Annotated in this window: 14 protein-coding genes; 9 read left to right on the top strand and 5 right to left on the bottom strand. The window is 60.3% G+C overall.

The features are described from left to right. Positions 1 to 20 precede the first annotated feature (20 nt). The 3 genes from ACKWRH_RS46125 to ACKWRH_RS46135 all read right to left on the bottom strand — a co-directional run bounded on the left by ACKWRH_RS46125 (position 21) and on the right by ACKWRH_RS46135 (position 4,115). Positions 21 to 2,048 carry an ATP-binding protein gene (locus ACKWRH_RS46125; protein WP_254114060.1) on the bottom strand — a complete coding sequence of 676 codons (2,028 nt, stop codon included), beginning with the start codon at positions 2,046 to 2,048 and terminating at the stop codon, positions 21 to 23. Further along, positions 2,045 to 3,343: an SIR2 family protein gene (locus tag ACKWRH_RS46130; protein WP_445222887.1), complete on the bottom strand. Its 1,299-nt coding sequence runs from the start codon at positions 3,341 to 3,343 to the stop codon at positions 2,045 to 2,047. The genes ACKWRH_RS46125 and ACKWRH_RS46130 overlap by 4 nt, the downstream gene beginning before the upstream one ends. Before the next feature lie 178 nt (positions 3,344 to 3,521). Beyond that, positions 3,522 to 4,115 carry a DUF6088 family protein gene (locus ACKWRH_RS46135; RefSeq protein ID WP_254114058.1) on the bottom strand — a complete coding sequence of 198 codons (594 nt, stop codon included), beginning with the start codon at positions 4,113 to 4,115 and terminating at the stop codon, positions 3,522 to 3,524. Positions 4,116 to 4,303: 188 nt separating this feature from the next. Here ACKWRH_RS46135 and ACKWRH_RS46140 point away from each other — a divergent pair, with 188 nt between their 5' ends. The 5 genes from ACKWRH_RS46140 to ACKWRH_RS46160 all read left to right on the top strand — a co-directional run bounded on the left by ACKWRH_RS46140 (position 4,304) and on the right by ACKWRH_RS46160 (position 8,859). Further along, entirely contained in the window at positions 4,304 to 4,639 is a 336-nt protein-coding gene (locus ACKWRH_RS46140; protein ID WP_060907918.1) for a helix-turn-helix domain-containing protein, read from the top strand. Next, positions 4,632 to 5,879, top strand: a complete 1,248-nt coding sequence (locus ACKWRH_RS46145) for a type II toxin-antitoxin system HipA family toxin (RefSeq protein WP_254114057.1) — start codon at positions 4,632 to 4,634, stop codon at positions 5,877 to 5,879. The genes ACKWRH_RS46140 and ACKWRH_RS46145 overlap by 8 nt, the downstream gene beginning before the upstream one ends. A 104-nt stretch (positions 5,880 to 5,983) precedes the next feature. After that, a complete protein-coding gene (locus ACKWRH_RS46150; RefSeq protein ID WP_445222656.1) occupies positions 5,984 to 7,000 on the top strand; it encodes a hypothetical protein in 1,017 nt (338 codons plus the stop codon). A gap of 390 nt (positions 7,001 to 7,390) precedes the next feature. After that, entirely contained in the window at positions 7,391 to 8,134 is a 744-nt protein-coding gene (locus ACKWRH_RS46155; RefSeq protein WP_254114055.1) for a hypothetical protein, read from the top strand. A gap of 176 nt (positions 8,135 to 8,310) precedes the next feature. Continuing rightward, on the top strand, positions 8,311 to 8,859 hold the full coding sequence (locus ACKWRH_RS46160) for an NYN domain-containing protein (protein WP_254114054.1): 549 nt from the start codon (positions 8,311 to 8,313) through the stop codon (positions 8,857 to 8,859). A 40-nt stretch (positions 8,860 to 8,899) separates the two neighbouring features. Here ACKWRH_RS46160 and ACKWRH_RS46165 read toward each other — a convergent pair whose 3' ends face one another. Together ACKWRH_RS46165 and ACKWRH_RS46170 are read right to left on the bottom strand one after the other, a co-directional pair. Next, the gene (locus ACKWRH_RS46165) at positions 8,900 to 9,466 is read right to left on the bottom strand and encodes an ImmA/IrrE family metallo-endopeptidase (RefSeq protein ID WP_445222657.1); all 567 of its coding nucleotides are present in this window, start codon (positions 9,464 to 9,466) and stop codon (positions 8,900 to 8,902) included. Positions 9,467 to 9,473: 7 nt separating this feature from the next. Further along, a complete protein-coding gene (locus ACKWRH_RS46170) occupies positions 9,474 to 9,830 on the bottom strand; it encodes a hypothetical protein (protein ID WP_254114052.1) in 357 nt (118 codons plus the stop codon). 103 nt (positions 9,831 to 9,933) lie between these two features. Between ACKWRH_RS46170 and ACKWRH_RS46175 the strand changes: the two genes are divergently transcribed. The 4 genes from ACKWRH_RS46175 to ACKWRH_RS46190 all read left to right on the top strand — a co-directional run bounded on the left by ACKWRH_RS46175 (position 9,934) and on the right by ACKWRH_RS46190 (position 12,066). Continuing rightward, positions 9,934 to 10,152, top strand: a complete 219-nt coding sequence (locus ACKWRH_RS46175; protein ID WP_254114051.1) for a hypothetical protein — start codon at positions 9,934 to 9,936, stop codon at positions 10,150 to 10,152. 2 nt (positions 10,153 to 10,154) lie between these two features. Next, positions 10,155 to 10,418 carry a DUF1883 domain-containing protein gene (locus tag ACKWRH_RS46180; RefSeq protein WP_254114050.1) on the top strand — a complete coding sequence of 88 codons (264 nt, stop codon included), beginning with the start codon at positions 10,155 to 10,157 and terminating at the stop codon, positions 10,416 to 10,418. Positions 10,419 to 10,666: 248 nt separating this feature from the next. Then, a complete protein-coding gene (locus ACKWRH_RS46185; protein ID WP_445222658.1) occupies positions 10,667 to 11,563 on the top strand; it encodes an SMODS domain-containing nucleotidyltransferase in 897 nt (298 codons plus the stop codon). Continuing rightward, positions 11,560 to 12,066 carry a hypothetical protein gene (locus tag ACKWRH_RS46190; protein WP_445222659.1) on the top strand — a complete coding sequence of 169 codons (507 nt, stop codon included), beginning with the start codon at positions 11,560 to 11,562 and terminating at the stop codon, positions 12,064 to 12,066. Before ACKWRH_RS46185 ends, ACKWRH_RS46190 begins: the two co-directional genes overlap by 4 nt. Positions 12,067 to 12,283 lie beyond the last annotated feature (217 nt).

The raw sequence follows: 12,283 nt of genomic DNA on the forward strand, positions 1-12,283 counted from the left end.
GACAACTGCCGATCGTCGCTTCATGTCCCCTCAGCCGCGACTTCCTCGCCCGGTTCGAAGACTGTCGGCGCAATCCGAACTTGAGCTGTTCTGCCTTCTTCGTGGAACCACAAGTCCCGAATTCTCGCGTCATCACTTGCGGGCAACGGATTTGCATCACGCACGCGAAAGGTGGTCGGGAGATTCACGGACGTCCCGAAAACCAGAGCATGTTGCTTCGGGAGAGACGGCAGCCGTTTCAAGACCGCCTCGGAGATGAAAGGGGTCATCTGCCGAATATGAGAAAGGTCGTCGGGATTCTGGATACGATGGATCACGAAATTCGAGCACTGCGAAAGAATGGTCTTCGAGAGTTCGCTCGGCCTCTGAGAGGCGGCGAGAATGAACAGTCCGTATTTTCGACCCTCCTTGGCAATTCGTTCATAAACCCGGCTCGCATCGATGGCATAGCGGGATGGCTTCTCCGCGATGTACCGATGCGCCTCTTCGAGAAGGAGATGGATTGGAAACCGGTTCCGCGGCTCTGCTTGCCGGAGCAAGCGGAAGGCCATCCGGGCAAGCACCGACGCTACGAGCTCGACAACCTCGTCCTCGACCGCGTTCATGTCGATGATCACGATCTGGTTGCGTTTGACCCACCCCGCTCCGTCGCGTGCCAAACCGAGGAGCTGCTCAAGAAAGTTCTCCAACGACGGCCCGGCTTGGCCTCCTTGCAGGTCGTAGCGCAGGAACGCATACTCAGGCCGCTCCTCAAGCGACTTGAAGCGCGTCAACATCTGCGAGCAATAGTCACGGATCTGACGGTTGCCGTGAGCCTCCTCGTATAGAATGGCCAAGTCGAGAGCTTCGCCCAACGCGCCAAACTCAAAGGGAAGATTGGCGTATGCAGGGAATTTCAAACCTTCGATGATGAATCCACCGCCCTTGGCGTCTCCCAACAAGTAGGTCGTCAAGCCGGCAGGGTTGGCCATCTGCCCAAAGCCGATTTTGATGAACGGCGCGATCTTCTGGTTGTTGATCTCGGGCGTGTTGAATCTCTGCAACAGGCCGACCATGCGATCATGTTTTGAGGGGCTGCCCGTGTCATCGCGGAGAATCTGGCTCAGGCAGGTCGCAAGAATGTGGTTCTTGATCCCCTTCAACTCCGCTGCGCTGCCGGCCGAGAACAATGTTGCCAAGCCGAGCGCCATCCGGAGTATCGGTAGCTGAGTGCGCTCGCTGGCCTGGAGAAGCAGCTCCCACTCCGACTGTTCCAAAAACCAGTGCGGTAAACGAAAGCGCTCCTTGCTGGCCGTGCCATCAAGAACGACGTGGTCCACGCCGATTTGCTTATCTTTCGCGAGCGGCGACAGCGCCTTCGCATATTCTCCATTGACGTCAAATATGATGAATGTCGCACCGCGTGCATGATGCTCATCTGCCTTTTCGAACAAGGACTGAAGCACCGACGCAACCGTGCAGGACTTTCCGCTGCCTGTGTTTCCGAGGACAGCGGTATGTCCGCCGAAGAAATCATCAATCCGAACCTTGACGTCGTAACCTTCAAAAATGACCGATCTGCCGATCGTTAGCGCCCGATAGCGGGTCGCGTCTGGCGGCGTTGGCGGAACGTCGTTGTTCGGTGGCGTAGGCTCAGAGGGCATATCGGTCTCGAAGACCCGATCCAGTTCTACGTCGAGCGCATACAGCGCGTCGGCATAGAGCGACGGGAACACGGAGACACCGAAGCGAAATCGTTCGCGCCGATCTAGCGGCAGCATCCCAACCGGGACGACATCAAGATATTTCGCCGAGGATGCCTTATCGAGCTCCCCTTCGCTGCGACTGCCACCGCCAACGTCGCGCTCACGCAAGCCGACAACCTCGACAACGACATATTCGGTCTGCACCGGGATCATCAGGAACGAGCCGAGCCTTGCGACATAGTGGACGTCGTCAAACCCAACTACGGTGAAATTGTCCGTGCCCGCATGCATCTCGATCACGAAGCGGTCCGCCGCGACCGAGACCACCTTGCCGATTGCGCGTTTCCGATCGTCCCGGCTCATTCGTCGTCTTCCCCTTTCTGGGGAGGTGCGACCTCCTTCTTCGGCGCCATGGCCTCAAGAACCTTCCGAACAGCGTCATCAATGCGCTCGCTCGGGCGCTGCGGCATGAACTCTTCGACGATGGTATCAAAGTAGTGAGCCTTGCGGCCGGCGACCCGCCCGTCACCGCCGATGATCCAAATTCGAGGATCGTTTAGCGCGCGCAGCTTGGCGATCTCGCCGTCGAGATTTGGATCCGCGAAGATCACGAGCCGGAACGTGGGGATCGTTAGAGCTTGATAGATGATATTGTTGATGTGCTCGTCGCCAAAAGCATACCCCATGGTGAACAGCACACTCTGTTCACGCACAATGCGCGACTGGAATTCGCGAAACAGGTCGGCGTACGGTGAGCCCAAGCTGGAATTCTGCTTGGCGGGCGTCGGATAGATCATCACCTTTCCGGGCTCCGTCGAGACGGCTGTCTCCCGGATCGGGAAAAGCCCGTGGTCGTCCTCCGTCCAGCTAATGGATCCATGAATCTTGCACAGATAGACAAAGCCATCGACCGCAGACCATTTGCGGCTGGTCACATCGAGCTGTTCAGCGAGGGCGTACCGAAACGTCGCTGGATTGAAGCGTCGCTCGACAACACCGGAAAAACCATTCGTGTATGGCAGGCCGAGCCTGTCCATCGCGGTCTCGTTGAAGAGATCGTAGTTCGTGGTGAAAACCCACGGACGCGGAAGAGATCGATCTCGCAGAACAAGCTTGCGGTAGAAGGATTCGTACAAGCCAATGACTGTGCGGTCGCCATTCGCGAAGGCGCCGTTGGTGCATTTGGCCCAAAGAAATTTCTGAACTTTCTTGATGATCGACTCGACAGTCATGAGTTTTGTCGCCGCGTCATTCAGCGAACTGCGCACCAGGACGAAGCGCAGGCTGAACAGAAGCTCCATCAGCCGTTCCAAATTGCGCGCGTACTCGGCCGCGCCGATGTCAATGCCAAACTGCTTCAGCAGCACGTTGCGTTCATCGGCCGTCGGAAATGATTGATCATCTTTCTTCCGTACCGCCGTGAATTCCTTCGCGAGCGGGGCCATCGTTGGGATGCCGACCTCCTTATCGTTGACCCACGACGACGAGCAGCCGGCCCCCAGCAGGAAGGCCACATTTTTGGCGTTCAGCGACTCCGCTAGCGCCTTTCTGACAATCTCCGCACCATCGGGCCACTCGTAATCAGTCTTCTCGCCGTCAACGCCGCGAATGAACTTGAAGCTGAGCTTCGATGGCTCCGTCTTGTTCGCGTCCCCCATTGCTTATGCCGCCTCTATTTCGCCGCCTCGTTTGCCTTATGCGTGACATCCGCACAGCTCGCCATGCACCCAGACCACCGATACACCCTTCTTAAGGCAATCCGTCGCTCGCCTCGACTCGTCGGCTGCGACACTCAGCAACTCGCGGCGATCGACGACTGAAAAGTGATGAACGGCGTCAGCCATGGGCGGCCTTCCCCACGCTACGTGCCAGCCAGGTCGGAAGCTGCGGCGCTGCGGCGACCAACTCGCTGAAGGCAACCGGCGGGAGCTTCTGCTTTAACATCTTTAAGGCTGCCTCAGCCTGCTCGGGCCCGAGCCAAGCCAGCGCTCGCACCGCCTCGCCGGCCGGCCGATGCGCCATCGCAAGTTGCCAGCGCGGCGCATGTCTAAGCTCGACGACCTGGAATCCGAGATGCATCGTCCGGCTGCGGCCCGAGGTCAGATAGACCGATCGGACCGGCACCTGGGTCGTAAGGCCAAGGGTGTTTGCAGCGGCCGCCCCGCTCGGAACGATGACCTCACCACGCTGGCTCGCCAGCGCCTCAACTGCCTCCGCGACGGAGGGAGCCCTGGTGCCGAACCGGCCCGTGAGTGGGCGCAGGTAGACGCCCCGTCCCGCCCGGATCAACTTGCCGCGGTCGGCCAGACGCGACAAAGCCTGATCCACCGCGGCCCGATTGCCCAGGTGGAGAAGGCTTTTAGCCGCCACCGGCGTGCCCTCTGGCAGCCTCTCAGCGTGTGCTAGAATCTGCTCGGTCAAGCGCTGCATGACCTGTTCTCCTGTCAGAAATATATGCGGTTTTCTGACAGCTCTCAACCAGCAGGTCTTCTTCCTGGCCGATATATACGCTTTGGCGAGCACCGCGCTTCCCACTACGTAAATACCGCCCCAGCGGCCTAGAATATTTGTAAGCTTCGTGCTACATATTCGGCAAATCTGTAGTGCGAAGGTGCCAAATGCCGACCCCCCACAATCCTCCCGCCGCCGTTCGGCGGGCCCTGCGCAAGCTCGGCGCGGACATCCACGATGCCCGGCGGCGTCGGCGGCTGCCGATGGCGGTCGTCGCCGAGCGCGCCTTCACATCCCGCTCGACGCTGCAAAGAGTCGAGGCCGGCGACACCAACGTCAGCATCGGCATCTATGCCGGCGTTCTCCAGGCGCTCGGCCTGCTCGACGGCCTGATCAAGGTCGCCGACATCAGCAACGACAGCGTCGGCCAGGCGCTCGCCAGCGCCGAGCTCCCCAAGCATATCCACCTCAAACGCAAGACCGGAGCCTCTCGCAATGGCTGACTTCGAGGTGCATATCGATCTCGGCGGCCGCACGCGTCGTATCGGATTGGCGAGGAGCAATCGTGCCCGAGGCTCGGAGACCATCCTCTTCGAGTACGATGGCGCATGGCTTGATGATCCGGACCGGTTCTCCCTGGAACCCGCCCTCGCCCTGACGCGCGGCGCCTTCGCCCCACCTGCCGGACTGGCGACGTTCGGCTCCATCGGCGACTCCGCGCCTGACACCTGGGGCCGCCGTCTCATGCAGCGCGCCGAACGCCGCTTTGCCGATCGCGAAGGCCGCGCCGTTCGCACGCTTGCCGAAAGTGACTATCTGCTCGGCGTTGCCGATGAAACGCGGCTTGGCGCACTCCGCTTCCGCTGGGTTGGCGAAGAAACCTTCCAGGCGCCGATCCGCGCCGGCGTGCCCGCCCTGATCGAACTCGGCCGGTTGCTCCAGATCACCGAGCGCATTCTCCGCGACGAGGAGACGGACGAAGATCTCCAGCTCATCTTCGCGCCCGGCTCCTCCCTCGGCGGCGCCCGGCCGAAGGCCTCGGTCGTCGACCAGCACGGCCATCTCTCGATCGCCAAGTTTCCGAAGGAGACTGACGACTACAGCATGGAGACCTGGGAGGAGATTGCGCTGCGGCTCGCCGGCAAGGCCGGCATCACCACCCCACAACACGAACTGATCGAGGTGGCCGGCAAGTCTGTCATGCTGTCACGCCGTTTCGATCGCAATGACGCCGTCCGCATCCCGTTCCTGTCCGCCATGGCGATGATGGGCGCCAAAGACGGCGAGCGCGGCAGCTACCCGGAGATTGTCGACGCTCTTGCGCAGCATGGAGCGCAAGGAAAGACGGACGCCCATGCCCTCTATCGGCGTGTCGTCTTCAACGTGCTGATCTCCAATGTCGACGATCACCTGCGCAACCACGGTTTCCTGTGGCTGGGACAGGCGGGATGGTCGCTCTCTCCAGCTTACGATCTCAATCCCGTGCCCGCCGATGTGAAGGCGCGGGTGCTGACAACGAACATCGACCTCGACGAAGGTACCTGCTCGCTCGATCTGCTCGAGGCCGCGTCGGAATATTTCGGGCTTACGCTGCCGCAGGCCCGCGCGATCATCAAGGAAGTCGCGACCGCAACCGCGACCTGGCGCGACACGGCCAAGGCCGTCGGCGCCCGCGCGGCCGAGATCAATCGCATGGCCAGCGCTTTCGAGCACGATGATCTCAAACGAGCGCTGGCCCTTTGACACGGACCTTTCTTCACAGCTTCGACCCCGCGGCCGCGAGCCCCGTCACCGGCCCGACCGTCGACCTTGAAGTCTCCGATATCGAGGATGCCGGCATTCGGGAGGTGCTGCAGACACCCGGCGCCGCCTATGGTGCGTGGTCCATTCTCGACGCACTCCTGGCGCCGACCGGCACGGGAACGCCTTTCATCTTCAGAGAGCCGCTTGGACAGGCGCGCGAAGTCAAAGTCGCGCTCTCAGGTCTGTTTGGACGCTTCGTCGCCCGCGCCTATCTCGAGCGACACTTCAATCTTTCGATCTTTGCACATCTCGGCAGCCGAACCATCGACCTGGACCGCCGCAGGCAGGTCAAGGTCAAGCGTCTGTTTCGCGGCGACCTGCCCGATTGGATCGCCTGCGCCTCTGACCTTTCCTTGCTGACGGTCGCCGAGGCGAAAGGCTGCCATGATGTCGGAGGCCCCGCAAAGGCGCTGGATCGCGCATGGACGCAGGCCGGACGGATCGATGTCACCGCCCAGGGTCGCAAGGTCACGGTGAAACGCATCGCGATCGCAACGCGCTGGGGAATGGCAGTAGCTGGTCCAGCCGATGTTCATCTCTCGGTCCGCGATCCCGTCGATGAAGGCGAGCCCATCGATCCCGAAGAGAAGAACGCGCTGTTCATCGGCCTTCTTCGGCTGCATATCGCCAACTTGATCAAGCCACTCGGTCATGCCGAATTGGCGGGCGCCCTTCATCGTCTCACGCATCAACCATTTGCGCGAAGGCTCCAGGACGATCTCGGACGCGCGCGAGCCTTGCTCGACGCCGCACCGGTACGGGACGTGGAAAAGGCCAGCGCCATCGGGGGGCTTGTCGGCGGCATCGTTACCCGCGCGGGGCCAGTCACCGACGCCGACGTCGCGCCCGCCGATCAGGAAGCGCTCGCTCGCCTCAACCTCCGACCGGTCTTTGTCGGGATCGAGCGCGATCTTATTCGCGCAGCCATCGACGCGGAGCCTAGTGCCGTGCGAAATCGCCTGGTCACAGCCGTTCATTCTGACGAATTTGCTCGATACGACCGTGCAGGCGGCTGGATTGTGCCGCTCGGCTTGGAGCGACGCATCAGCGGCGAGACTTGAAACCAGCCACGGAAACAGAGTGCGCAAGAATCGTCTGTAATAGCCTTTAGATCAGATTACCCTATGGTTATCGGCTGCGCCATCGCGGTCGGTCGGGACAATTCAAGGCCCGCAGTTCTCGGGCAGGCACAGGGTGGGTCGCACCAAGCTTCGGCTCGCGCTTCTATTCCTGCGCGCGGTGGATACGTGCGGAGGCCCTTGCCGGCAGACGCTGCGGGCCTATTCACAGCGACCTTATTGGCCGGTGGTGCAGATCGCTCAACGGGAGCGAAATGAGCGATTCTGTGACCGCAGGTTGGGTGCTGCGATCTTGCGCCAGTTGAACTCCAGCCGATCTACTCGGCGCCTTTTGCGGGTCGACGCGGCTCGATGCCATGATATACGGGCGTCATGAGCAAACGGCACGTCGGCAAGATCTGCGTCTACTGCGGCATCGCTACTGCCGAGACGATGGATCATGTCTTCGCGCGGGAATTCCTGCTGATTGAGCGTCGGGCGAATCTGCCCAAGGTCCCGGCCTGCCAAGCATGCAATAACGTCAAGAGTGGCCACGAGCACTATTTGACGACCGTGCTACCGTTCGCCAGCAATCACCTGGATGCCACGGCGATGCTGTCTCAGATGGTGGAGCGGCGCCTGAACAAGAACGCGAAGCTGAAGGGGCGGCTGTCGGCTGGCCACCGGCAGGAGCTGACGCTTCAAAACGGTATCCTCGTGTCGGCGATGACGCTGCCCTTTGATGGTGAGCGGGTCGGCGAGCTGTTCAAGTTCATCACGCAGGGTCTGCTCTTCCACCATTGGGGGGTGGTGCTCGATCGGCAGAGGCATGGGATATGGGCCGGCTTTCTCAACCGGCCCGGCGAGGAGGTCCACCGGAGGCTGCTCGCTGGCAATGCCCGGGCCCGCGTCAGGGAAGACATTGGCGCCGGCGCCCTCGTCTATGAGGGAGTGCAAGGCATGGACTTCCCGGAGATGTCAATCTGGGTATTTCAGCTCTTCGGGGGCGTCCGCGTCAGTGGGGATGCCGATGAGCCGGAGGCGATGGTGCGGGTGGTCGGCGGCGTGACCGCCTCGCATAGGGCGCTCAAGCTGCTCGATGGCGGCCAAGGCTCCGCTTCACCCGCAGTTGCCTAGGCGTTTCGCGCGAAAGATCGTCGGCCGATCGCGAATGCGCGGCGCCTGAAGGTCGAGGCCTTGCGAGGTCGGCACCGCATGCCCACATAGGTCAAGCCCCGCTCGTTCGGGGTTATTATTTTCCAAAATCATTATTTTGATCATTTTCTTACGATCCTCATTGGAGAAGCGCCCGCATGACCACATACACCTACGTCGACAATTCTAACCTCTACATCGAAGGCACCCGCGTCTCGGCCGTCAAAAAGGGGATGGCCAAGAACATCGTTGATGCCATGAACAAGGGCGTCGTCGATCACGGCTGGGTGCTGGACTACGGGAAGCTCTACAAATACGTCAGCGGCGAGGACACGGTAGCCAAGCTGTGGGGATCGCCACCTCCCGGCGACTCGTTCTGGAAGATGGTCGGCAAGGCCGGGTTCAAGACCCAAGTCTACAACAAGAACGCTGGCAACAAGGAGAAGAAGGTCGATGTGGCCATCGCGACGGCCATGATGGATGACGCGTTCAACGTCATCGACAAAGACAACGACGATATCCTGCTGGTTGCCGGGGACTCGGACTATGTGCCGGTCGTCGCAAAACTGATCGAGCGTGGCTTTAAGGTCGAGGTGGCCTTCTGGGGCCAGGCGGCAAAGGAGCTCCGCGACACCGCGGCGAACTTCTTCGAACTGGATGGCAAGCTCGATGAATTCACCCGGGCCGCATCGCCAGCGGCTGCGTAGCGCTCGCCTAAACAGGCCGCCGTTTGCCTGCTCCTAAAGTTCAGGCATAACGACGACGGTTTGCCACCCGCTGGTAGGCGCCGGTGACGTTGAGCCGCATTCGGACCAGCGGTTCACTCGCGCCGTACATGTCTGAGGCCTTGGCGATCGTCAGCCCAAGCGCGGCGATATGCAGAGCGGCTTCATCCGAGACGACAAGCGCGGGCCCGAGCCAGTTGGCTTCCTCTTCCATTGCCTTGTCGTAATTCCGGGTCCCCGACGGGTCGAGGATCCTCATTGGCGGGTGCAACAGCAGGCCATGCGCCAGCTCGTGGCTGACGTCGGCAGCCTGACGCTTTTCGTCATGGGCGTCGTTGTGGACGATGAACCGCTCCCGCCCCGCGGCCAATGTCACCGCTGAAAAGTCCTTCTGGCCGTTGACGGTTTGAAGGTAGGCAACGGCTTCAGGCGCCATCTTGGCGTAGTCGCTCAGCGGGAAGACGGGGATTTCGAGATGCTCGGCCAATTGCCAGGGGCAAAGCGGAAGATGGGGTGCGATGTCCAGCTCCTTGCGGAGGCTGCTCGCATACCAATTTGCTTCAGCTTTGAACCCCCGACGTAAGGCCATTTCCCAGCTACTGCCTTTTCCTGAACTGCTGGTACGCGGCCTTGATGAGCGCCTCCAGCGCCTTGGCGCCTTCTTTCGACAGATTGGGATCGGCGCGTAAATGCGCCGTCAGCTCCGCCAGTGGCTCCCGCCCCTCTTTCGGCTTCGGGACGCCACGGGTGAACTGCTCGGCCTTGAGCCCGGACCAGGCGCACAGTGCGGCCAGGCTATCCACATCCGGACGGCGGCCTTGCGACATGCGCGTTAGGCTCGACGCCGGCACGCCCGATTGTTCGGCCACTTTCTTCCAAGTGAGATCGCGCGTAATTCGCACGCTGTCGATTGCAGCAAAGAATGCCTCCCCGTCGAATTTTCCTGACGCCATTAGCCTTGGACTCGCCTGCCTTGATCTTGGGCCCGAATCGGGCCACGATTGCAATCTAGCAATTGATACCGTTCCGGCAATTGTCGATTTGGAGATATCAAGCATGTCGAAATCTTCTAAAGGCGGCGGTCCTTACCGCAGCGCAACGACCGGGCAGTATGTGACTCCCAAGTATGGACGCAGCCACCCGAGCACAACTGTCCACGAGGCCCCAGGCAAGCACGGGTCTAGCGGGCCGCACTACCGCAGCGCGATCAGCGGCCGCTATGTCACGACCAAGCACGGCCAGTCCCACCCCAACACGACCGTGAAGGACAAGTAGCCATGAATTTCCTTCACAACGACTTGGGTTATCTGAGCGGCGGAGAAGTGGTCGAGGTCAGCCTCGACCACGCCGCCACTGTCCGGCTGATGGATGCCGGCAACTTCCAGAGCTATCGGCAAGGCCGGCAGCACCGCTACTTTGGCGGCGCAGCCCGACAGTCGCCGGTGCGGCTGCGGGTGCCGCAGTCGGGTCATTGGCATGTGGCCATCGACCTAGGTGGTCGTGCCGGCGCGATCAGGGCCGGCGTTAGGGTTTTCTCATAGGTTAGGCAGCCACCGATCAACGCGCATGAATTGTTATGGCCTCGTCAAGGCTGCCGCATGGGCTGCCGGTTTGCTCGGAATGTAATAACCGACCTTGGTTTCAGCTGGCCAAAAACACAGGGCGAATAACGGGTGCAACCTAAGAACCGCTGAAGCGAGGGTTGCAACAAGACTCATGGAGCCCCACATCATGTCGTCAGTGGTTGGGGGATTGCTGCATATAGTCCACATCATGACAGGAGGTCGTAATGGGTGTGGGGGTGTCAACTCTGAGTGTCACAGAACGGTTCGGTAAGTTCCTAAATAACATCACGCTAAGCACGACGCAGATTGACGACGGCAAAACGAAGCGGGGAAGCGTCTGCAAGGTGCTCAACCTGAAATATTGGTCGTCAGCATCGGAAACCGACAACAGCTTCTATGTCGGCTCTTGGGGAAAATTCACGCGCATCCGACCGCCTCGCGATGTCGATGTTCTGTTCAAGCTGCCGAAATCAGTCTACGACCGATTTCAATTGCGCAACGGCAACAAGCAGTCCCAGCTTTTGCAGGAAGTGAAAGACGCGCTTAAGGCAAGCTTCCCCAAAACCGACGTTCGGGGCGACGGTCCGGTGATCAAGGTGCCGTTCGCTTCGTACGCCGTCGAGTTGGTGCCGGCGTTTCCGTTGACTACGGGCAAGTTCTGGATTCCACTCACGACCAATGGCGGGAGTTATAAGGAGTTCGATCCTGACGCCGAGTACAAAGCGGTCGCGGACTCGAACAAGACCACCAACGAGAACACGCGCGAGCTGATCCGCATGATGAAGTGCTGGCAAGGCCAGTGCTCGGTGCCGCTCAAATCATTCTGGATCGAGATCCTCGCCGTGGATTTTCTGTCGTCCTGGGAGCACGCCGGCAAGAGCCGCGTCTACTACGACTGGATGGTGCGCGACTTTCTCAAATTCTTAGTCAGCAAAGCCAACAGCCATATTTGGGTTCCTCGCACCTACGAGCTCATCTGGATCGGCGAAGCGTGGAAATCTCGAGCTGAAAGCGGGCATGCTCGCGCCGTCAAAGCGTGCGAGTATGAGTCAAACAATGATTCGATCATGGCGGGGATCGAGTGGCAGAAAATCTTCGGCGACGATATGCCTCTGATATGAGCGATGAAGCAGCGGCGGCTCTCAAAGCGCAGTGTAAAGAGCAGTGGGAACGCTGCCTTTACACATCCAACACCCTCATGGTCTGGCTCCGTGCGCTGCGCATTACGCGTATCGTATTCGTCGTTGTACCTATCATCTTCGGTGCGCTCGCAAGTTGGGAAATTCTGAAGGGCGACAATCGGTACGAATACGTCACTGCCACCATGGCGCTAATCGCCGGGATCGTGCCGGCGGTGTATGCCGCCCTGAAGCTCGATGAGCATCTGCCAACTGCCACACGGCTTGCAGGTGAGTACAAGAATCTCGAAATCTATTTCGGCGATCTCGCGGCGGTCGGCCCCCACAAACCATTCGACGTGTTCGAGGCTGAGTACAAGGAAGCCCGGACACGGCTGGAAAATGCCAACAACGAGGCGTATACGCCGCCAGAGTGGTGCTTCAAACGCGCGCGCGCCAAGATCCGGACCGGCCACTACACCTTCGGCGACGATCCTCCCAGATAAAAACGGCGCCATGATGGAAGCCCATTGCTTTAGGTCGACCGCGCCAGCTCAGCCATCACCGAACCAGCGTCGGATGGAAACCCCTCATCAGCCTACAGAACCTTTCGACCGCGAGGTCAGCTTTGTTGGGATGACAAGCAGAGCTGGTGTGCAGCGAGGTTATAAGCCTGACAGTAACTTTCCCCAAAGAGATAGGCGCCTTGAGCTGGGCCACTCT

This window comes from Bradyrhizobium sp. Pa8 (assembly GCF_052588265.1).